The sequence below is a fragment of the Pseudomonas sp. S3_A03 genome (assembly GCF_054668275.1).
This window is the reverse complement of record NZ_CP162753.1, coordinates 604993-625929: the sequence shown is the minus strand read 5'-3', so window position 1 is coordinate 625929 and position 20937 is coordinate 604993. Positions and strand designations below refer to the sequence as shown.

The 20937-nt window shown below is 62.9% G+C and carries 24 protein-coding genes and 1 pseudogene; 7 read left to right on the top strand and 18 right to left on the bottom strand.

Features of this window, described 5'->3' with window-relative positions; translation table 11 throughout:
* Nucleotides 1-39 precede the first annotated feature (39 nt).
* Nucleotides 40-987, top strand: a complete 948-nt coding sequence (locus AB4O25_RS02870) for a nucleoside-specific channel-forming protein Tsx (RefSeq protein WP_017530270.1) — start codon at nt 40-42, stop codon at nt 985-987.
* 14 nt (nt 988-1001) lie between these two features.
* Nucleotides 1002-2027: a purine-nucleoside phosphorylase gene (locus AB4O25_RS02865; RefSeq protein ID WP_460150443.1), complete on the top strand. Its 1026-nt coding sequence runs from the start codon at nt 1002-1004 to the stop codon at nt 2025-2027.
* Between the two features lie 51 nt (nt 2028-2078).
* Here the strand turns inward: AB4O25_RS02865 and AB4O25_RS02860 are convergent, their stop codons facing one another.
* The 3 genes from AB4O25_RS02860 to AB4O25_RS02850 all read right to left on the bottom strand — a co-directional run bounded on the left by AB4O25_RS02860 (nt 2079) and on the right by AB4O25_RS02850 (nt 4093).
* Nucleotides 2079-3038: a quinone oxidoreductase family protein gene (locus tag AB4O25_RS02860; protein WP_116079728.1), complete on the bottom strand. Its 960-nt coding sequence runs from the start codon at nt 3036-3038 to the stop codon at nt 2079-2081.
* 28 nt (nt 3039-3066) lie between these two features.
* Nucleotides 3067-3240, bottom strand: coding sequence for a DUF1427 family protein (locus tag AB4O25_RS02855; RefSeq protein WP_017530267.1), 174 nt, complete (start codon nt 3238-3240; stop codon nt 3067-3069).
* 88 nt (nt 3241-3328) lie between these two features.
* Entirely contained in the window at nt 3329-4093 is a 765-nt protein-coding gene (locus tag AB4O25_RS02850) for an AraC family transcriptional regulator (RefSeq protein WP_026067451.1), read from the bottom strand.
* A gap of 116 nt (nt 4094-4209) precedes the next feature.
* Between AB4O25_RS02850 and AB4O25_RS02845 the strand changes: the two genes are divergently transcribed.
* Complete coding sequence (locus AB4O25_RS02845; protein WP_017530265.1) at nt 4210-4452, top strand: DUF6555 family protein; 243 nt, start codon at nt 4210-4212, stop codon at nt 4450-4452.
* Between the two features lie 16 nt (nt 4453-4468).
* On the top strand, nt 4469-4741 hold the full coding sequence (locus AB4O25_RS02840; RefSeq protein WP_017530264.1) for a hypothetical protein: 273 nt from the start codon (nt 4469-4471) through the stop codon (nt 4739-4741).
* Nucleotides 4742-4793: 52 nt separating this feature from the next.
* Here the strand turns inward: AB4O25_RS02840 and AB4O25_RS02835 are convergent, their stop codons facing one another.
* The 3 genes from AB4O25_RS02835 to AB4O25_RS02825 all read right to left on the bottom strand — a co-directional run bounded on the left by AB4O25_RS02835 (nt 4794) and on the right by AB4O25_RS02825 (nt 5999).
* Nucleotides 4794-4964 (bottom strand): metallothionein, encoded by a 171-nt coding sequence (locus tag AB4O25_RS02835; RefSeq protein WP_017530263.1) that lies wholly within the window; start codon nt 4962-4964, stop codon nt 4794-4796.
* An 89-nt stretch (nt 4965-5053) separates the two neighbouring features.
* Complete coding sequence (locus AB4O25_RS02830) at nt 5054-5506, bottom strand: DMT family transporter (protein WP_017530262.1); 453 nt, start codon at nt 5504-5506, stop codon at nt 5054-5056.
* 4 nt (nt 5507-5510) lie between these two features.
* Nucleotides 5511-5999, bottom strand: coding sequence for a DMT family transporter (locus AB4O25_RS02825; RefSeq protein ID WP_116079726.1), 489 nt, complete (start codon nt 5997-5999; stop codon nt 5511-5513).
* Between the two features lie 118 nt (nt 6000-6117).
* Between AB4O25_RS02825 and AB4O25_RS02820 the strand changes: the two are divergent.
* A pseudogene (locus tag AB4O25_RS02820) lies at nt 6118-7051 on the top strand (LysR family transcriptional regulator).
* Between the two features lie 115 nt (nt 7052-7166).
* On the opposite strand, the gene AB4O25_RS02815 reads toward AB4O25_RS02820, so the two are convergent.
* Together AB4O25_RS02815 and AB4O25_RS02810 are read right to left on the bottom strand one after the other, a co-directional pair.
* Complete coding sequence (locus AB4O25_RS02815) at nt 7167-8483, bottom strand: Nramp family divalent metal transporter (RefSeq protein ID WP_460150441.1); 1317 nt, start codon at nt 8481-8483, stop codon at nt 7167-7169.
* 41 nt (nt 8484-8524) lie between these two features.
* A complete protein-coding gene (locus tag AB4O25_RS02810) occupies nt 8525-10075 on the bottom strand; it encodes a DUF726 domain-containing protein (RefSeq protein ID WP_460150439.1) in 1551 nt (516 codons plus the stop codon).
* A gap of 229 nt (nt 10076-10304) precedes the next feature.
* Between AB4O25_RS02810 and AB4O25_RS02805 the strand changes: the two genes are divergently transcribed.
* Entirely contained in the window at nt 10305-12113 is a 1809-nt protein-coding gene (locus AB4O25_RS02805) for a monovalent cation:proton antiporter-2 (CPA2) family protein (protein ID WP_460150438.1), read from the top strand.
* A gap of 73 nt (nt 12114-12186) precedes the next feature.
* Entirely contained in the window at nt 12187-12741 is a 555-nt protein-coding gene (locus AB4O25_RS02800) for a DcrB/PsbP domain-containing protein (RefSeq protein ID WP_116079725.1), read from the top strand.
* A 55-nt stretch (nt 12742-12796) separates the two neighbouring features.
* Here AB4O25_RS02800 and AB4O25_RS02795 read toward each other — a convergent pair whose 3' ends face one another.
* The 10 genes from AB4O25_RS02795 to AB4O25_RS02750 form a co-directional block, all read right to left on the bottom strand.
* Entirely contained in the window at nt 12797-13516 is a 720-nt protein-coding gene (locus AB4O25_RS02795) for an alpha/beta hydrolase (protein WP_460150436.1), read from the bottom strand.
* Nucleotides 13517-13527: 11 nt separating this feature from the next.
* Complete coding sequence (cobF, locus tag AB4O25_RS02790) at nt 13528-14283, bottom strand: precorrin-6A synthase (deacetylating) (RefSeq protein WP_460150434.1); 756 nt, start codon at nt 14281-14283, stop codon at nt 13528-13530.
* 45 nt (nt 14284-14328) lie between these two features.
* On the bottom strand, nt 14329-14883 hold the full coding sequence (locus tag AB4O25_RS02785; RefSeq protein WP_017530253.1) for a histidine phosphatase family protein: 555 nt from the start codon (nt 14881-14883) through the stop codon (nt 14329-14331).
* 66 nt (nt 14884-14949) lie between these two features.
* Nucleotides 14950-15927 (bottom strand): LysR family transcriptional regulator, encoded by a 978-nt coding sequence (locus AB4O25_RS02780; protein ID WP_017530252.1) that lies wholly within the window; start codon nt 15925-15927, stop codon nt 14950-14952.
* Between the two features lie 50 nt (nt 15928-15977).
* Nucleotides 15978-16919: a peptidylprolyl isomerase gene (locus tag AB4O25_RS02775; protein ID WP_116079724.1), complete on the bottom strand. Its 942-nt coding sequence runs from the start codon at nt 16917-16919 to the stop codon at nt 15978-15980.
* A complete protein-coding gene (locus AB4O25_RS02770; RefSeq protein ID WP_017530250.1) occupies nt 16916-17383 on the bottom strand; it encodes a YbjN domain-containing protein in 468 nt (155 codons plus the stop codon). The genes AB4O25_RS02775 and AB4O25_RS02770 overlap by 4 nt, the downstream gene beginning before the upstream one ends.
* Before the next feature lie 20 nt (nt 17384-17403).
* Entirely contained in the window at nt 17404-18030 is a 627-nt protein-coding gene (locus tag AB4O25_RS02765; protein WP_017530249.1) for a hypothetical protein, read from the bottom strand.
* 18 nt (nt 18031-18048) lie between these two features.
* On the bottom strand, nt 18049-19749 hold the full coding sequence (locus tag AB4O25_RS02760) for a putative porin (RefSeq protein ID WP_460150432.1): 1701 nt from the start codon (nt 19747-19749) through the stop codon (nt 18049-18051).
* 54 nt (nt 19750-19803) lie between these two features.
* Nucleotides 19804-20379, bottom strand: a complete 576-nt coding sequence (locus AB4O25_RS02755; protein WP_460150936.1) for an energy transducer TonB family protein — start codon at nt 20377-20379, stop codon at nt 19804-19806.
* A 131-nt stretch (nt 20380-20510) separates the two neighbouring features.
* Entirely contained in the window at nt 20511-20936 is a 426-nt protein-coding gene (locus AB4O25_RS02750; RefSeq protein ID WP_010211136.1) for an ExbD/TolR family protein, read from the bottom strand.
* Nucleotide 20937: the final 1 nt, after the last annotated feature.

The following is a 20937-nucleotide window of genomic DNA, read 5'->3' as shown; positions in this document are numbered from 1 at the left end:
CAGAAGCGGGTTCACATCGCGTACGAATAGGGATTTTCAATGCACTTCACCTCAAGGCCTCGTGCTTGCTTTGGTGTTTCCTTGCTACTGGCCGCCGTTACGGGAGTACTCAGCGCACCCATTTTGGCGCAGGAATCCCCCTCCAATGACTCAGCACAGGGCGAAACCCTGGCCCCTGAAGCCACCCCGGCGAAAAAAAACGTCTATCTGTCGGAGTGGTTCAACCAGGACCTGACGCTGATCGGCAGCAAAGACATCAGCTTCGGCCCCAAGCCGCAGGACGATGTCTACCTGGAATACGAGTACTTCGGCCGCAAGGGCCCCTTCGAGCTGTACGGCTACATTGACGTGCCTAAGATCCTCGGCATCGGTAACAGCAATGACAAAGGTGCATGGGACCATGGCTCGCCGGTGTTCATGGAGCATGAACCGCGTATTTCCATCGATTACCTGGCCGGTCGCAGCCTGGCCATCGGCCCGTTCAAAGAATGGTACGTGGCATTCGACTGGATCTACGACCACGGCAGCAATAAGCAAAACCGCGCCAACACCCTGTACAGCGGCCTGGGTACCGATATCGACACCCACTCGCGGGTCAACTTGTCGGCCAACTTCTACGGGCGTTACCAGTGGGAGAACTACGGCGCCAGCAACGAATATTCCTGGGACGGCTACCGCGCGCAGATGAAGTACATCGTGCCCATCGCCTCGTTCGACAACGGCGCCTCGTTGACGTACATCGGCTTCACCAACCACGATTTCGGCTCAAACCTGCACAAGGACAACCCGGCACGCACCGCCAACTCCACCGTGGCGACCAACGTGCTGCTGTATTCCTTCACCCACCTGCGCTTCACGCTGGTCGGCCGTTACTTCCACAACGGCGGCAATTGGGAGGATGGCAGCGAGTTGAATTTCGGCGAAGGCAACTTCCGCGCGCGCTCAGACGGCTGGGGTTATTACGCCGGCGTGGGCTATCAATTCTGATCAAGGAGCTTTAGATGAATACCTTTACCCACCTCTCGATAGCCGCAGGCCTTGCCCTGCTACCCCATGTGGCGCTCGCCCAAAACGCGCCGATCAAACCCAAGGTGATGCTGATCACCATGTTCGCCCCCGAGGCGCAAACCTGGATCGATCGCCTGGAACTCAAACAGGAAGTGCGCGTGCCGGGCCTGTCCGCCGAATACCCGGTGATCCGCTGTAACACCCAAGAGGTGTGCCTGCTGGTGACCGGCATGGGCCAGACCAACGCCGCCGCATCTACCTTGGCGCTGGCCTTGTCGCCCAGGTTCGACCTGCGCCAGAGCTACTTCCTGGTCGCCGGAATCGCCGGCATCAACCCCAAGCACGGCACGATCGGCACCGCCGCCTGGGCGCACTACCTGGTGGAGTTCGGCACTCAGTGGGAGCTGGACTCGCGCGATGCGCCCAAGGAATGGCCGACCGGTTACATCGGCATCAACACCAAAGGCCCCAACGAAAAGCCGCCGCTGGACTACAAGACCGAAGTGTTCGAACTCAACCCCAAACTGCAGGCCAAGGCCTTTGCCCTGTCGCACAAGGTTGAACTCACAGAGAGCAAGGAATCGGCCGCCTGGCGCAAACACTACCCCGCCGCCCCCGCCAACCAACCGCCGCAGGTCACCCGCTGCGACACGCTGGCGGGCAATACCTGGTTCTCCGGCACGCGCCTGAGCGAACGCGCCGAAGTCTGGACCCGATTACTCACGGACAACAAAGGCGAATACTGCACCACCCAGCAGGAAGACAACTCCACCTACGAGGCGCTGCTGCGCGCCAGCCGTGAAGGCTTGGTGGATATCCAGCGCCTGGCCGTGGTGCGCGCGGGTTCCGATTTCGACCGACCTTACCCAGGCTACAGCGAAGTGGATAACCTGCTGAAGTACGCCGACCAGGGCGGGTTTGTACCGGCGCTGGAGAACCTTTACCGCACGGGTAACCCACTGGTACAGGCGATCCTCAAGAACTGGTCGGCCTGGGAAAAAGGCGTGCCCGACGCCTAGTCAAAATCAAGCTGTGGAAGGGGGTTTTGCCCCTCCCACACTTGGCTCGTATCACGGCAGGAAGACGATCTTATCCACACTGCCGCCGTTGACTTCCTGGTAACTGCGCACGCCGTCCACCAGCGCCACTTCACGCAATCCCGTCGGCAACGGCAGCGAACCTTCATCGAAAAAGCGCCCGAACTGCTCCAGCATCACTGCGCATTGCTCGCAGTTATAAAGCAATGAATTGATGCCCACCACCGACCCGCCCTTGCGGTACAGCGCCAGGGCCGGCAACTGCACGTGGCCGTCCACCGGGGCCGCGATGATCGCGATGCGACCGAACGGTGCCAGGCCTGCGACGGCGGCGGGCAGCCAGAAACCCGTGGTGTCGAAGATCACGTCGGCGCCGCCCTGGTATACGGCATTGACCTGCGCGCCCAAACCTTGCGGCTCGCCCAGCACAATCGCCTGCATACCTTGCGCCTGCAACGCCTCGGCCTGATCGGCTTTGCGCACCGCCGCCAGCACCTGGGCACCGCGGATCTTCGCCAAGGCCAGCGCCGCACTGCCCACGGCACCGTTCGCGCCGATCACCAGCAACCGCGTGCCCTTGCCCACACCGCTGCGCTCCAGCGCGTCCCACGCGGTGGTGTACGGCACGCCGAGGCTGGCGGCCTGGGCAAAGCTCAGATGCGTGGGCTTATGCGCCACCCCCTTGGCCGACACCCTGAGGTATTGGGCGTGGGAGCCGTCGGCGAAAAAACCCAGATCGCGGCCGGTACCCCAAACGTCCCGACCCAGCAGCGCCTGCGGGCCTTCAACGACCACACCGGCGAAATCCCGGCCGGGAATACGTGGCAGCGTGGTGTAGGGGAAGCGACCGAGCACGTTCTTGACGTCACTGGGGTTCAGGCCCGCCGCCTTGATCCGGACCAGCACTTCGCCGGCAGCCGGCACCGGGGTTTCAACGTCGACAAGGCTCAGCGCGGCGAGGTCGCCGGTGGCGGAAAATTGCAGGGCTTTCATGGGCAACATCCATCGCAGGAAAAAGGAGTCAAGACAACCAACCGCTGACCAGCTGCCGCCCCATGGGCCACAGTTTTTCGCCTAGCAGCATGCCCGTCAGGCCCACCAGGGCGATGGCGGGCGGTGCGGGTGAGCGGAAATCCAGGGCACCGTAGATCACGCCGACCAACAGGCCGATGGCGAGGGAAATCAGGTAATTCATGGGGGCAACGCCGTGTGGGTGGATGGGCTTAGTCTAAGCAGCCCCACGTATCGCCATCGGCCAACTGCTTCAGCCTTTCGGCCAAACCTCAGCCGGTGTACTGCGAAGGCGCAACACCCAGTTCACGGCGGAACATGTCGCTGAAACTGCTCGGTGAATAGCCCAGGGAGCGGGCAATACCGTTGACCGGCCGGCCCTGGATCAACTCGGCCGCCGCCGTGGCCAGTTGCACCTGGCGGCGCCATTCGGCGAACCCCATGCCCAGGTGGCTCTGAAACAGCCGCGCCAAGGTGCGCACGCTGGCACCGGCCGTTTCGGCGTGCTGTTCGAACGGGATATCCAGGGACGGCGCGGCCATGACCGCCTGGCATGCACTGACCAGACGACGGTCGGTGTCCGGCGGCATGGCGATGCGGATCTGCGAACGCCGCGCCCGTTGCAACGCCAACAGGGCCAGGCCGACCACCGCGTCGTAGTACGTCGCATCGTCGCCGTCCCCCTCCTCCACCAGCGTGACGATCAGCTCGCGCAGCAACCCACCCACCTCGATCACTTGCACCTGGCTGTCCAGCGTCGTCGCCAGGGCCGGGCGCAGGTAGATATTGCGCATCTGCAGGTCCGAGACCACGCGAATCCCATGCTCCACCCCCGGCGGCAGCCATACCGCGCGCTGGGGTGGCACCACCAGGGCTTCGCGAGGTGTCTCGACCCACATCACCCCGCTCATGGCATACAGCAATTGGCCCCAGTCGTGGCTGTGGCGCTCCACATACAAACCACGCGGATAGGTTCGCGCCAAAGGTTGCACGGGGACGGCGTGATCACTCAAATCGGGGGGCGCAGCCAGGGCCATAGGGCGCACATCATTGGAGGGACAGGCCACCATGGTAATGATGACCGCTCGACAATCCGAGTGAATTTTTACAGGCCCCGGGGATCACTTGTTTACACCACAGGATTGATGGACCAATGAATAACGCAAAACTGTTTGTAATCGACTACACCCTTCATGGCGAAGCCAAGTCATTCATTATCCGGCTGGAAAAGCTCGATGCCTTGGAAGCCTGGCATTGGGCGAGCTGCGACGCCGGCGTGGGGCGTATCGGCCGCTTCGCTCGCGAGCAGGTCAAGAAGACCAGCCGGGAGCAGGCCGAAAAGTTCGGCATCACCAACGTGCAATGGCGCCGCTCGGACGCGCGCGCCCAGGCGTGATCAAGGAGAAAACAGCATGAATTTACCCGCACTGTTCAATGGCAAGGCGCGCATTGACTACACCCAGGACACGCTGTTTGGGCCGTTGGCCAAGCACGTCGAATGTCAGGTGAGCGTGCAACGACGACCCGGCTGGCTGGTGGTCAAGGTGTTCCAGCCGTTGCCGGAAGACTTGCACGATGCGCAGACCGTGGTGTTTGCGCTCGAAGGCCGTCGCACCAGCGGGGTCGTCAAGGATCGTCAACGCCTGTCGGACCACAGCCTGAGGCTTGAGCTGGAAACCCAATAGCCGCAGCACACCAACGTGTGGGAGCACATACGCCCCCACACGGTTTTGGCTTTCAGCCATGAGCCGACTTGGCGCACTCGCAGCCCGTGGCCGAAGCACAAGGCTCGCCATGGGCATGGTGTTGCGCACAGCCCTGGCAGCAATAACCCTTACCGTCTTTCATGACCGCGTCGGCGCCCAGCACGCATTTGCAGTGTGGGCAGGCACAGGTTTGATCTGGCATGTTCAGACTCCTCTTTCATGGTCGTCCCGGTGCGGCGAGCGCCGGCACCTTAAGCAATGACTGCGGGCTCATGCCGATCGTTCAAACCATCAGTCGGTGCGCGTGTTGCTGCGGTACATGAACACCAGCGCCAGCGCCAGGCACGCCATCGCCAACAACCGGCTGCCGGACAGTTCGATGGCAGGATTGCCCAGCCAGCCGAAGTTATCGATCAACATGCCCATGGCCAACTGCCCCGTGATCACTGCCACGGTCGCCACCGCCGCACCGACCACCGGCACCGCACCGACCATCACCATCATGTACACCACGCCAAACAGCGCGCCCGTCAGCTGCCATTTCGGTACGTCGAGCAAACTCACTGCCTGTGCCGGTTCAAAGAAGAAAATCAACAGCGCCGTGACCAGCGCGCCGACCGCAAAGGTCACCAGGCTGCTGCGCAGCACGCCGACCGTCTGGCCCAAGCGACCGTTGATGGCCGCTTGCACGCTCAATACCGCGCCGGCGGCCACCACCACGACCAATAACATCATCAGATTCATCCGCTTACCCTCGTGCAATCAAAACCAGTGCCGCCACAATCAACGCCAGCGCAATCCACCGCTCGCCGTTGACGCGCTTGCGCGCCGCGCCGAACCAGCCGAAGTGGTCGATCAACACACTCTTGCCCACCTGCCCCGACAGAATCGCGATCATGGTCATGGCGATACCGATGTGCGGCGTAGCCAGGGTCAGCACCACCACGTAAATCGGCCCCAGCAAGCCGCCGATCAGTTGCCAGCGTGGCAGCTCAGTGAGCGCCGGGCCTTTTTGCGGGCCGCTGAACAGCAGCAGCAAGACCAGAATCGCCGAGCCCACGCCAAAGATGCTCAAGGTTGCCCACAAATGCCCCACTTGCTCACCCAGCGGCCCGAGCAAACCGGCCTCGACCGACAAGCCCATGCCCGCCAGGATCACCAGCGGCAGTAACAACAACCGCAGAAGGTTATTTTTTGGCGCGGCTTGCGCCACACCCTCGACAGAACTGGCTCGCATACATCACCTGCGCTTCAACAAAGAATTGGATGGCGCGCATTATCCGGTGGTGGTCCTGTGCGATAAATGGGAGCATGCCGACAACACCTTTGCGTAAAACGCACAGCCTGGAGCCACGATGCAGGGTTTGAATGAATTGAGTTTCAAGGCGCTGCGCCTATTCGTCGCGGTGTTGGACCACGGCAGTTTTTCCGAAGTGGCGCGCCGCGAGGGCCTGGCGCCCTCCTCGATTTCGCGGCAAATCCAACTCATGGAACACGCCGTCGGCCAGCAATTGCTCTATCGCCATACCCGCGCCGTCAGCCCCACCGAAGCCGGGCGCTTACTGGGGCGGCATGCACGCTTGATGCTCGAACAGCTGGAAGCCGCCAGCCAGGCGTTGCAGGAACAGGACAGCGAACCCAGTGGGCTGGTGCGCATCAACGCGCCGATGGTGTTCGGCCAGCGCCATCTTTCGCCCTGGCTGGGCGAGTTGTGTCGGCGCTACCCGAAGCTGCAACTGGATATCCAGCAAACCGACACCTTCGTCGACCCGTTGCAAGACGGCACCGACCTGCTATTTCGCATCGGCGTGCTCAATGATTCCAGCATGCAGGCGCGTATTTTTGCGCCCCAGCGTTTCCGCATCGCCGCCAGCCCCGCCTACCTGGCAAAACATGGCACGCCCACGCACCCAGACGAACTGGCCAACCATCAATGCCTGGCCTACAAAGGCGTCAACGGCCAGGAGCGCTGGTTCTTGCGCCGCGACCAGGGCAACTGGACGCCTTACAGCGTCACAGGCCCGATCACCGGTAACCATGCCGACACCCTCACCCACGCCGCCGAACAGGGTCTGGGCCTGGTGGTGTTTCCATCCTGGCTGATCGGTGACAGCCTGCGTGCCGGCACCTTGCAAGCGGTACTGACCGACTATCAGGTGGCAACCACGCTGGAGCCGCAGCAGATCGCGGCGTTGTGGCCGGGGGAGCCGGCGCTTGTCGCTGAAGGTCAGGACCGTGATTGACTACTTTGTGGCGTGTTTTGGGACGGTCCCGTATTGGGATCGGTAAGCGAATCTCATCGTCGCCTGGCCAAAACAGGGCGCAAGCCACCTGATGACCGTGCCCTGGGGTGAAGCAAAAACACTCGGTCAAACTACCAAATCCGTGAGGCCCCACTGTTCGATCAGAACAGCCACTGCCCTATCAACCACCCATTCGCCCCACTGATCACCGCAAACAGCAACCACACCAACGCCTTGGTAGGAAGCCGATTGACGAACGCGCCCATCAGCTGTTTGTCGCCGGTCATGCGGATCAGCGGGTACAGGGCAAACGGCAACTGCAGGCTGAGCACCACCTGGCTCAGGATCAGCAACTTGCCGATCGCGTCATCGCCCATCAGCCACACGCCCAGAAATGCCGGGATCAGCGCCAGCCCACGGGTGATCAGGCGGCGTTGCCAGCAGGGAATGCGCAGGTTCAGGTAGCCTTCCATGATCACTTGCCCGGCGATGGTGCCGGTAAACGTCGAGCTTTGCCCGGACGCCAGCAAGGCGATACCGAACAGGATGCTGGCAAATGCCCCTCCTACCAAGGGGTCAAGCAGGTGGTAGGCGTCCTGGATTTCCACCACGTCGGTATGCCCGGTCTTGTGGAAAGCAGCGGCGGCCAGTACCAGGATCGCGGCGTTGACCAACAAGGCCAAGGCCAGGGAGCCGATGGTGTCGATACGCGCCAGTTTGACCGCGTCCTGTTTGCTGGCCAGGTCTTTGCCGATCAGGCGGGTCTGCACCACCGAGCTGTGCAAATAGAGGTTATGGGGCATCACCGTGGCACCCAGGATACCGATGGCCAGGTACAGCGGTGCGGCATCGCTGATGGCTGACAACGACGGCGCGAAGCCGCTGAACACGTCGGGCCAGTAAGGCTTGATCAACGCCAGTTCAATAAAACACACGCCGATGGTTGCCACCAACGCCAGCATGATCGCTTCCAAGCGACGAAAACCGCGGTTTTGCAGGGCCAGCACCAACAACGTATCGAACGCCGTGATCACAATGCCGGTGGTCAGCGAAACCCCCAGCAGCAGGTGAAACGCCAGGGCGCAACCGAGCACTTCGGCCAGGTCGGTGGCAATGATGGAGATCTCCGCCAGCGCCCATTGGGTGCGGGCCGAGCGCTTGCTGTAGCGCTCGCGGCACAGTTGCGCCAAGTCCTTGCCGGTGGCGATGCCCAGCCGCGAGCACAGGCACTGCACCGCCATCCCCGCCAAGCTGGCGAGCAGTACCACAAACAACAGGCTGTAGCCGTAGCGCGAGCCGGCTTCGATAGCGGTGGCCCAGTTGCCGGGGTCCATATAGCCGATGGACACCAGCAGGCCGGGGCCCGCGAACATGAGGATGCGCTTGAAGAACGAAGCCTTGGGGTCGACGGCGACAGAACCGGCCACTTCCGGCGGGCAGAACGGGGCGGTAGCGATTTTCGGCAGGCTGAATTTCACGCGGTATCCCAGGCAAACACACTAAACAGGCGCGCAGCTTATCAGTCGGATGCAACCGTGCGCATCACCGTGTCACGGGGCAAGTCAAACGCCTCCACCACCTGCACCACCAAGTCCATCTCCTGGTTCAGCGCTTCACGCTCCATGCGCTGGCGAATCACCCCGATCACCAGCACCGCCAGGGTAGTGATCGAATAGGCCGGGCCGGAAAACGCCCGTACACCGCTCACCAACAGCATGGCCGCCGCCAACGCCTGGCCCACCACTGGAATAGCCGTGGCCGCGCCCCGGCGCAGGATAAACCCGGTCAACCCGGCCAATGCCGTACCGCTCAACGCGGTAGTGGCCGTACGGCTCACGTCGATGCGATGGAACACGCCCTGCTCTTTTTGCGCGGCGGCCCGGAGCTCGGCGTCGAATACCTGCCGATCGGCGTTGCTGAGCTTGTCCTTGTACTGCTCGATGAGTGTTTCGGCCACCTGAGCTTCAATGTCTGCCAGCACCACACTGTCAAGCGGCTGCTCAAACCTGATGCCCAGGCGTCGCGCCACGGCTTCGGCGATCTGGCGATAACCCACGCCATGGCCACGGGCCAGGTTCATAAAGCTGTCACCGCCCATGCGCTGTAACTCGATGGCCAACTTGAGCGGCTCGCGCACGCTGGCATCAATCGACGCGCTGCGTTTTTGCGCCATCAACTCGGCCAGGAACTTCAGTTCCTCCGGCCGCGCCCGCACCAGGGCCGGGAACAAGTCTGCGTCCTCCTCGGCAAAACGCACCTCGGCGCTGCGCTGGTCGGAGCGGATCAGGCCGCGCCGCTCCTGCAACAGGTCGGTGTACTGCACCACCGTTTGCAACTGCGGCCAGTAGGCGGCGTGGTCGAAGCTGGCCAAATGCACATTGCTGACCTTGGTCTTCAGCGCCGGCGTCAGCGGGATGGCATAACGGCCTATACAGCGCTCGGTATCGGGTTTCAGGGCCAGGGCCCAATCCTTGCTGGAATGGCAGTTGATCACCCGCCCCTTGAGCGGTGCCGCCACTTCATCCCAAGGGCTCGACGTACAAATCGCCCCGCCCATCAGCAGCAGGTTGTCCAACGGCAGCTCCCGTGCGGTTTCGGGGCTGGCCAGCAGGCTCTTGACCAGAATCCGCGCGCCCAGGGAATGGCCGATCAGGTTGATGCGCCGCACCTGCAGCGACTCACCGTGCAGGTAGGCGGCCAGTTCCGGCAGTAAGCTGCCGGCCACCTCGTCCACCCGAGCCTCGACACTTTTGTAGTGATCAAGAAAATACGCGATCGCCTTGCCCACCCCCACGGTGGCTGCGCCCACGCCGCCGCCGAGCATCGCGGCGATCACCTCCTTGAAGGGCGCAAACAGGTTTTCCAGAAAGTGCCCCGCCGGCCAGAACAGCATCAGGTTGGTGGAGCCTTCGATACTCGCCAGTTGCGCCTTGAAATTGCCCAGTTGCTGGCGATTGAAGAACGCCGAATAACCATGGACATAGAGATTGAGCACATCGCCCCGGGGCTCGCCACACAGTACGAACGTGGGTTTGCGGGTGCGGTGCATTTCATCCCACTGGCGTTGCATGGGGCGGTGACTCCTGGTGACGGGGGCAGCGATAGTAACAAAGGGTGAGCGACAGGACGGTGAATCCTGACCGGCGCGGGTCCTGGCGCCTGAAGAGGCTCAATAAGCGCCATCAGCCCATAGAAATGGCGAGGCATCCCCCGACATGCCGCAAAAACACAATTTTCGAAATGTAAAAAGCGCTCTAATACGCACCTGTTGATTGGCTTTAAAGATCCTGGAGTTCGCAATGCCCCATGAAGGCAACCTGTTACAAGCAGCGGTGGTGTTCCTGCTCGCCGCTGTGCTCACCGTGCCGCTGGCCAAGCGCCTGCAACTGGGCGCGGTGCTCGGTTATCTGTTCGCCGGTGTGATCATCGGCCCCTCGGTACTGGGCCTGATCGGCAACCCGCAAAGTGTCGCGCAGTTCTCTGAGCTGGGGGTGGTGTTGCTGCTGTTCATCATCGGCCTGGAGCTGTCGCCCAAGCGTTTATGGGTGATGCGCAAGGCGGTGTTCGGTGTCGGCCTGGCCCAGGTGCTGTTGACCGGGGTGGTGATGGGTGCGGTGGCGCTTTGGGTATTTGGCCAGGCCTGGAACAGTGCCATCGTGCTGGGCCTGGGCCTGGCGCTGTCGTCCACGGCGTTTGGCCTGCAAAGCCTGGCCGAGCGCAAGGAGCTGAACCAGCCCCACGGCCGGCTGGCCTTTGCGATTCTGCTGTTTCAGGACATCGCCGCGATCCCGCTGATCGCCATGGTGCCGCTGCTGGCCGGCAGTGATCACCCCACCACCGAAGCCGAAGGCGTGCAGCACGTGCTACAGATCCTCGGCAGCATCGCCGTGGTGATCATCGGCGGGCGTTACCTGCTGCGCCCGGTGTTTCGCATCGTCGCCAAGACCGGGCTGCGGGAAGTGTCCACGGCCACCGCCTTGCTGGTGGTGATCGGGACGGCCTGGCTGATGGAGCTGGTGGGAGTGTCCATGGCCCTCGGCGCCTTCCTTGCCGGCCTGCTGCTGGCGGATTCGGAGTACCGCCATGAACTGGAATCCCAGATCGAACCGTTCAAGGGCCTGCTGTTGGGGCTGTTCTTTATCAGTGTGGGCATGGGCGCCAACCTCAGCCTGCTGATCAGTTCACCGCTGGTGGTGATCGGCCTGACCCTGCTGCTGATCGGCCTCAAGCTGCCGCTGCTCTATGCCGTGGGCCGGCTGGTGGGCGACCTCAACCGCGAAAGCGCCCTGCGCCTTGGCGTAGTGCTGGCCGCCGGCGGTGAGTTCGCCTTTGTCGTGTTCAAGATCGGCCGTGACCAGGGCCTGTTCGAACCCCACCTCTACGACATCCTCGTGCTGACCATTACCCTGTCCATGGCGGTCACGCCGCTGCTGTTGCTGGTGTGCCCGAAGTTGTTCAAGCCCAAGGTCAAAGCAGTGGAAGTGCCCGAGGAATATCGCGCCATCGAAAGCGACGCGCCGCGCGTGGTGATCGCCGGCATGGGCCGCATGGGCCAGATCGTCGCGCGGATCCTGCGCGCCCAGAACATCTCGTTCATCGCCCTCGATACCTCGGTGGAAACCATCGAGTTGACCCGCAGCTTCGGCGGCATACCGGTGTTTTACGGTGACCCGCAACGCCCCGAGATCCTGCACGCGGCCAAGGTCGACCAGGCCGAGTTCTTTGTGATCGCCATGGACGACCCGGAGATCAACATCAAGACCGCGGAACTGGTGCGCAACCTCTACCCGCACATGAAGATCATCGCCCGCGCCCGTAACCGCCAGCACGTACACCGCCTGGTGGACCTGGACGCCTCGCCGGTTCGCGAAACCTTCTACTCCAGCCTGGAAATGAGCCGCCGCACCCTGGTGGGCCTGGGGTTGAGCCAGGCCCAGGCCGATGCACGCATCAACCGCTTCAAGAACCACGACCTGCAAGTACTCGCCGCCCAGCACGCGGTGTACGACGACGCGGCCAAAGTCATGCAAACCGCCCAGGAAGCCCGTGCGGAACTGGCGCGGCTGTTTGAAATGGACAGACTTGAGGAAGAGTCCGACAAGGTGTGACGCTGCGGATGAACGATATTGCGAATTTTCTGACAGAATGCTCCGCAATCTCGTTCATCCCTTGGAGCGCTTCATGGCCACCTTCACCAAGACCGCTGCCCTGCTGGCCCTTGCGCTAACCGCCGGCAGCGTGTTCGCCGCCGCCAAACCGACCACCCAGACCGTCTCCACCCTGGGCGGCAAGTTCACGTTCACCCTGCCCAAGGCCTACACCGCCGACACCCTGCCGGCCGGCAAGGCCGAGGATGGCACCGCCGACACCCAGGGCACGATGTACGCCAACCAGACCACAAAAAGTGTAGTGATCGTCGCCGAAACCGTGCGTAAAGACGGGGTCAAGATCGGCGACAACGACCCGCAGTTCCTCGATGGCGCGGTGGCCGGTTTCGTCAAGGACCAGAGCGCCGCCCTGCCCGACTTCAAAAAACAGGCCGAGAAAAAACTCACCGTCAAGGGCCTCGGCCTGCGCCAGGTGGACAGCACCGCCACCCAGGGTGGCGGCAAAACCCTGAACTCCACGTTTCTCGGTGGTTCGGGCAACCAACTGGTGGTGATCCAGGCAATCTCGCGGGCCGATGATGCCAAGGGGCATGCGGCGCTGGTGAAACAAATCACCGGCAATAAGTAACCCGATCGCCCCAACAGTGAATAGCCAATGTGGGGGGCCACAGGTTTGACCCCCTTTATTTCAGGCTTTTTTCCAGCCAGGCCTTCAGGTCCTGCACTTCCGCCTCACTGATGGTGTGGTTCATCCCCGGGTAGCCATGAAACTCGGGGTTGAGCCCCAACCCCACCAACAGCTCATTCGCCCGCGTCGCCGAGTCATACGGCAGCGCCTGGTCCAGGGTGCCGTGGCCAATAAAGATCGCCAGTTTGCCCAAGCGCTCGTCCGGCTTGAGCTCGGCCCTGAGCACCGCCAGCACGCTGCCGCTGAGCGCCGCAATACCGCGCACCAACGGTGGGTCACGCAAGGCCACCTCGTAAGACATGATCGCGCCCTGGCTGAAGCCCACCAGGAACACCCGGTCGGGCTGGGTGTGGTACTTGGCGGTGGCCTTGCCGACAAAATCCTTGATCAGCTTGGCGCTGCTCTGCAGATCAGCCGTTACCCCATCGTATTCGCCGTCACCCGGCGTCTTGGTGAACCAGCGAAAGCCGTTCGGTTGCACCGGCGTCGGCGCACGCACCGACAAGTAAGTCCAGGTGGAAGGCAATGCGTCCTTGATGCCGAACAGGTCTTGCTCATCGCTGCCGAACCCGTGCAAAAAAATCACCAGCGGCTCGTTGCGCGCGTCGCTTTGGGTCTGTTCCAGGTACGCGAGCGGCAAATCGGTGTGCAACCTGGCATCAGCGTGGGCAACGCCGGCCATCAGGGCCAGGGCGAGGGCAATGGGTTTGAACATGGGACGCTACCTCAGGGTTTGCGCAATAAATAAGTGTCCATGATCCAGCCATTGGCCAGGCGCGCCGCCTTGCGCACCCGACGAATTTCGTCAGCCACCTCGCCGACCTTGCCGCTGACCAGGATTTCATCCGGCGTGCCCAGGTAGGCGCCCCAGTAAATATCCATGTCCTGGTCGGCCACGGTGCGGTAGGAGTCTTCGGCGTCGAGCATCACCACCAAGGTATCGGCATCACTGGCCTGCCCCGCCGCCAGGCGTCGACCGGTGGTGATCTCGACGGACTTGCCGATGCGGTTCAAGGCCACCTTATGCCGGGCGGCCAGGGCCTGCACGCTGGTGATGCCGGGGATCACCTCGAATTCAAAGGCACAACGACCACTGGCCAGGATCGCCTGCAGGATGCGGATCGTGCTGTCGTACAGCGCCGGGTCGCCCCAGGCCAGGAAGGCGCCCACCTCACCGTCCGCCATGTGCTCGTTGATCATGCGCTCGAAGGTGGCTTGCTTATCGCGGTTGAGGTCCTGCACGGCGGTGGTGTAGTCGATCTCGCCGCGCACGCGCTCGGGGCAATCGGCCTCGACAAAACGGTAGCCGGGCTCGGTGATATAGGTGTCGCAGATCTCGCGGCGCAGGTCGATCAACTTGTCTTTGCTCTGGCCCTTGTCCATCAGGAAAAACACGTCGGTGCGGTTCAGCGCCTTCACGGCCTGCATCGTGATGTAGTCAGGGTTGCCGGCGCCAATGCCGATGATCAGGATGCGTTTCATGGGTTGCTCTCATTGCGGGACGTGAATGTTGCCATGTTTGCCCACTCAGGCGTGAGCTTCCAGGCGCAGGCGCCACACGTCGTTGAAGCGCAGCTCGGTGGCGGACAGCGGTTCGACGTCGATCAGGTAGAACATCGAGATCGGAAACTGCATGACGTACAGCATTGCGGCGCGGATCACCAAGGGGTGGGTCACGGCCACCACATGGCCGGGGTGGTGTTCGAGCGACTTCATCCATCGCCCTACCCGCGCGCAGACCTTGTCGACCGACTCGCCGCCGTGGGGCGCGCTGGCGTTGTCGGTCAGCCACTCCATCAATTCGTGGCGATCTACTGCGTTGACGTCCTGCCCCGCCCAACGCCCCCAGTCGCCATCACGCAGGGCTTTTTCGACCTTCGGGTCGCGACCGAACAGACCTGCGGTCTGCCGGGTGCGCGCTTCCGGCCCACACAGCAAGCGCGGGTTTTTCTTATAACGACCCGCCAGGGATAAGCTCGCATTGCGCCAATCCATCACCACCGACTCGTCAGCGGCAAAACGCCCCTGTTTTTGAAAAGGGGTGACGGCATGGCAGATAAGGGTCAAACGGGTGCCCTGCATCGCAGTTCGCTCCAACACAACGGACGAGGCCACCAAGACTGGCGCAGATAACGCTGTTGCGCAACGCTAATCAAACCACTCCCGCCGCCCCTCGAATGTGCCGACGATCAGTTCCACAATCACCCGCACCGCCTCGGCATCGCGCACCTGCACGTTCACCGCCAGCCACACCTGGCGCTGCATGCTATCGGCCAACAGCCCCGGCAAAGCCACCAGGCCACGGTCGAAGCTGCTCATATAGTGCGGCAGCAACCCGATACAGGCGCCGCAGCGAATCATTTCCAACATCAGCGAATAGGCATGCACCTGCACCACCGCGGCCAGGCGCCGTTGCACCACTTGGTTCCACGGCTGCAAGGCGTCGACCTGTGCGTCGGGCTGCCATTGCACCAGCATGTAGTCATCAAGGTCCTCGACGCTGTCCGGCCGCGTGGTCAGGCGCGAATAGCGCTTGGCGATGTGCGGCAAATACTGCAACCGCGCAAGCGATCGCGGCGGTTCGATGGCGAAGCTTGGGCCAGGCACCGGGCCGTCGGTGTCCGACAACCACAGCACCACGTCCACCTCCACCGCTTGCAGGGACTGTTGGCTGTCGATGGCGATGATCTCCAGGCGCACGCTGGCATTGCGGCGCAGCAAGGCGATCAGGTCGCGACCGAGGATGTCGTGCAGGATCGGTTCGGCCACCGCCAGGCGAATCAACGGTTGCTCTACCACCGGCAGGCGTCGTTGATGGGCCAGGGCGACCAGTTGCGCCTGCAATTGCAAGCCGTCGCGACTGAGCACCAAGCCGTTACCCTGGTAGGTGAACAGCGAGTGCCGCAGGTGTTCCTCCAGTTGCGCCAGGCGTTTGCGCAGCAAGGTCGCCTTGATGTTCAGGCTGCGCGCCGCCTGCATAAAGCAGCCGCAACGCGCGCTCACCAGAAAGTAGCGCGCCACCTCCGGGTCGATCTGATGCGCCAGCGCCAGCCAATGGCCGCGTGGCTCGACCGCTGCGCGATAGGCTGCGGGCCCCTGAGGGCCGGACGGTTCCAGTAATGCCATGGGAGACTCCTTGTCTGATGGGCGTGTGCATCCAATGCGGGGTGCGGCGTCTACTCCAGCACCTTATTCAATTGGGCGCCGTCGATACTCAAGGTCGCGGTGTTGAGCATGCCTTCGAGGTAAGCCTTGGCGATCTGTTCCTGGCGCTGGGCACGCAGCGCCTCGGTGAGGCGCTCGCGCAGTTCGTCGAGGGTCGCGGTGCGTGCCGGTTGCTGGGCGATCAACTTGAGCACGTGAAACCCGGCCGGGCTCTGCACCGCCTCCGAGACTGCGCCGACCTTGAGTCGCGCCACCGCCTCGCGCACTGGCGGCACCAGTTGCTGCAACGGCTGCAAACCGGAATCGCCACCGCGCGCGGCGCTGTCTGGGTCCTGGGAGAATTGCGTGGCCAGCGCGGCAAAATCCCCCGGTGCGGCCTGGGCCTTGCGGCTCAGTTCCTGGGCCTGACGGCGTACCGCGTCGAGGGCTTGCGGGTCACTCACGGCGAGGAAAATCTGGCTCACCCGGTACAACGGCGGCGTCACCCACTGGGCTTTGCCGCTGTCATACGCCTGTTGCAACTCGGCGGCGCTGGGGTAATCGGCCGGGACCTGGCTGACCGACAGCATGTAATCGCGAAACACGATCTGCTCAGTCGCCGCGCGGGTCTGTTGCTCCACCTCCGGGCGCTGGCGCCAGCCCTGGGCATCGGCCTGTTCGAGTACGGCTTTTTGCGCGAGCCGCGAGCGAATCCAGGTTTCCAGCGCGCCACGGTTGCCGCGCAGTTGCTCGCGGGTTTCGGCCGGCAGGCTGGCCAGTACGCTGTTGAGTTCCGGCAGGTCGATCTGCTGGTTGCCCAGGCGTGCCACCGCCGGCCCGCCAGGTACGGGGCTGGTCGAGGGCGCCGGTTGTTGCGCCGCCACCGGGTCGCTGCCCGGGCGCAGGCTCAAGCCCACCGCCACCACCAACAGGGCCAGCGCACCCGCGCCGACCATCAGGGTTGGCTTCTTCACAGTGCCGAGGCCTCTTCAGCGACCGCCGCAGGCTGGGCCTGCAACTGCGCCGCGTGCTGGCTGTACTCACGCAGGTAAACGATAAATTCCTGCAGCAGGCGATCCCACAGTTCCAGTTGGCTGCGCAAGTGCGTGGCGCCGACACCGGCCACCACCACGTCCATTTCCATCAGCAAGAATTCGCCCTGCACCGACAACCGTGCAAAGCGGCGCGAGGCATTCCACACCGGGGCCAGGCCCTCGGGCAACTCGCCCTGTACCCGCAGCGCGCAGCTGTAGGTGAAGTCTACGTACGCGCCCTGCTCCGTCGCCGGGTTACCGAAGCGCACCGCAAAACCGATGCCCTGGCTGGCGCTGAGCAACTGCACGATGCCGTTCTGTTCGCTCTGGTTGACCCGATAACCGGCTTCCTGCAACAGCTCGGTAAGGCTCTGGACGCTGACGCTGGTGATCAATTCGCTCATGCTCTGTGCTTCCTTGTCGATCAATGGGTAACGCCCGCCTGGGGCGCATCAAAACGGCTCTTGTACAGATCGTCGCCAAAGCCCTGGGCCAGTTCTTCGAACTTGACCCGCGTGCTGCTGGCGAAGGGCTGGCGGATACTCATCACCTGTGCCACATCGATTTTTTCGTAGGCCGCGAGCAACTGCTGGGCCACGCCGTACATCTGTTGATTCTTGACTGAACATTGCTGCACTTGTGTGTCACGTTCAGCCAGCCTGGCCTGGAGGCTGGCACGCTCAGCCTCCTTGCCCTTGGCCAGCACCAGCAATTCGTCGTAGGCCTTCTTGAACTTGCCGATCTGCTCGTTGCTCGCATTCACCTGCGCTTGCGCCTGGCTGTGCAGGCTCTGCTGCTGGCCGGCCAGTTGCTCGGCCACGCCACGGGTCTTTTCCAGCTCGGCCGTCAATTGCTTGATCTGCGCCTGGGCCTGCCTGGCCTGGGTTTCGGCGGCCAGGCGCGCGGCACTGGCCTGGGCCTGTTCACTTTGCAGCGCCTGCAACTGCTGGGTGGTGCTGCGCAGTTGGGTGCGCAGGCGCTCTTCCATGCCTTCGGCCGAGGCGCCAGTGGCGACCAGCAGCAACAACAGCCCGCCTATTCTAATGTTCATGTGGCATCTCCCTGCGCGTCAGAAGCGCGTGTTGAGTTCCAGTTGCATCACATCGACTTCGAACGGCTGGCCATACACTTCGGACGCGCTCAACCAACGCGCGCTGGCGTAGATGTTCTTGTCGATGCCGTAGTTGGCGCCGATGAAGTAACCCTTGGCGTTGGTGCCGCCCAAGTGAAACGAGGAATCGTTGAAGCCATCGGGCAAGGCGTCGGGCTGGATGTACTTGTAGCCGGCCAGCACGTTCCAGTCGCCGCGCTTGCGCATTTCCAACGCACTGCCAAGGGTGAACGAGACCATCAAGGCATTGCCGCCACTTTCAAACTGGCCGTTGCCGTTGATGTTGTTGACGATCTCGCCTTCGCTGCGCTTGAGCATTTCGCCCTTGTCGTAGGCCAGGTTGTGGATGAAGTTGCCCTGGGTGCGCAGCTTGAAGTCGCTCGGCAGTTCGCTGTCCCAGACCAGGTTGAGGTCCAGCACATCGAACTTCGACGCCAGGCCGACGAACTGCGGGTCCGGCGTTTTGGCCGGGTCCGTCGGGTTGGTGGTGTTGTTGCGCAGGTTGAATACCGTGTTGCCTTTTTGCATAAAAGCCACACGCGTGCCGTCGGTGTCGCAGCCCGCCGCCCCCTTCCATGTGGAGCACGGGCTGGAGCGCTCGCCTTCGATGTCCTGGAACTGGTAATAAGCGGCGGCGAGCTTGAGGCGGTTGCTGCGGTTGATCTTCCAGTCTGCGCCGATCTGCCCGCCAAACAGCCATTTGGTCTGGCTGTCTTCCTTGTCGATCCCATTGCTGCTGGCGGTGTCGGAGGTGTATTCGACCGGGAACGCGCCCAGGGTCCCGAACAGGCCCCATTCGCTGTTGAGGCTGTGGTTGAAGATCGCCGCCACGCCATCGAAGTTGAGGTCGTTGGAATACATCATGTCGGTGGAATAAAACGGGTTGCCGATGCGCCCGGCGGTCACGGTCATGGCATCGGTGGTTTTCCAGCTCAAGTAACCCTGGTCGAGCCAGATGTCTTTTTTGCCGAAGCCGCCGCCCAGGGTCTGGGTGGTGGACACCGGGTTATTGTCCGAGCCGGTGGCGATGCGGATGCCGGCGGTCCATTCCGGCGAAATCACCGCTTTCATGCCCAGGCGCGCGCGCAGGCGGAACAGGTTTTCGCGGTCCTCGCGGGTGTTGAGCAAGGGCGGGAACCGGGTGTTGGAGTTTTTGTTGACGTCGTACGGGCCGGTGTCGTTGAGCTTGGCGTAGTCGGTGATGGTGTTGTCGTTGCGGCCCGAGAAATAGCGCGACTCGTCGCGCAAACGGATATCGCCATCAAAACCGATGCGCGAGATCCAGTCCGGAAACGTATTGGGCTGGGCCCAGTTTTCCTGCTTGGCGGTCGCCATGACTTCAGCCTTCACCTGGTCACGGATCTGATCGCGTACCGCTTGCGGCACGTACTGCACGCGCACGTCGCCAGGGGCTGCGGCGGGGCCGCTGGCAACCGTCGGCGCCGCATTGGCCTGGCGTGCCTGCCGGGCCTCATTTTCGGCCTGGGCGATCAGCCCGTTGGCGGTGTCCTGGGTCAATACACCCTGCTGCACCAGCAGGCGGATCAGGTTGATGGTGACGTTTTCCGAGGGGGCGACCGGGGCTGCCGCCGCCTGTCCGACCAGGGTCGCGATGACCATGCCAACCGCCAGGGTCAGTCGATTCACGGGGGAAATCATGTGTACGCAACTCCTGTAAAAAACCGTTGAGAAATGCAGTTGAAGAGTGCTCGATCAATCCGGGCGCCGGCCCTTGAGGGACAGGCGTACCGGCAGCGTTACCGAAGCCGGCACCCGTTGCGTGGCATGGGGCGCGCGCAAGGCCGCCAACACCTGGGCATCGGTTTGGGCATCGCCGCTGGACTTGGCCAACTCGGCGCGGATCACCTGGCCTTCAGCGTTGAGCCACAAGTCCGCCTGCACCGTGTAAGCCTTCTTGCGCAATTCCGGGTCTTCACGCAGCAGGCGTTGAAACACCCCGGCCAGGTATTGCTTGTACGTGCCGGCGCCAAGGCCACCGCCGCCGGAACCGGCCATGCCGCCGCCCTTGCCCGCGCCAATGTTGAAACCATCGTTGCCCGACTGCGCATCGCCATCGATCTGCATCGGGTTGGCCAGGTCATCGGCCGGTGACGGCGGCGCTTCCTCGGCCGGCTTGACCTCTTCCGGCGCTGGGGTAGGCACCGGCTCCGGGATTTTTTCTTCCACCTGGGGCTCGGGCTCCTTGGGTTTTTCCGGCGGCGGCGGTGGCGGTGGCGGCAACGGGATAATCGTCGGCACCTTCGGCGCCTCGCGGCGTACGCCACTCATGTCATTGGCCCACTGCCACAACAGCCAGGCCGCCACGGCCCCCAGCAACAGGCCGGCGCCCCACTTCAGCGGGCGCAACGGCGGCGTGTTCTTGACCGGTAACGGCCTGATCGGATCTGTGCGGTCATGACTCAGCCCTGGCTCGGTTTGCCGGTAACCAGCCCGACCTGGGACAGCTCCAGCCGGCGCAACAAGTCGAGCACTTCAATGACCTTCTGGTACTGCACCATGGCATCGCCGCGCACGATCACAGGGAAGTCCGGGTTCAGCGCTTTCTCGATACGCAGGCGCTCTTCCAGCTCGCCGAGGGTCACCGGGTAAGCGTCGAGGAACACCTGGCCGCCGTCATTGACGGAGATGGCCTTGGTCTTGGCCTCTGACAACGACACCGAGGCGCTGGCCTTGGGCAAGTGGATCTGGATACCCGAGACCTGGGCAGTGGCGGTGAGGATAAACATCACCAGCACCACCATCAGCACGTCCACCAGGGGCGTGATGTTGATGCTGTCGACGGCGGCATCATCGTCATCGTCGTGGGAGGCATTTACGCTAGCCATG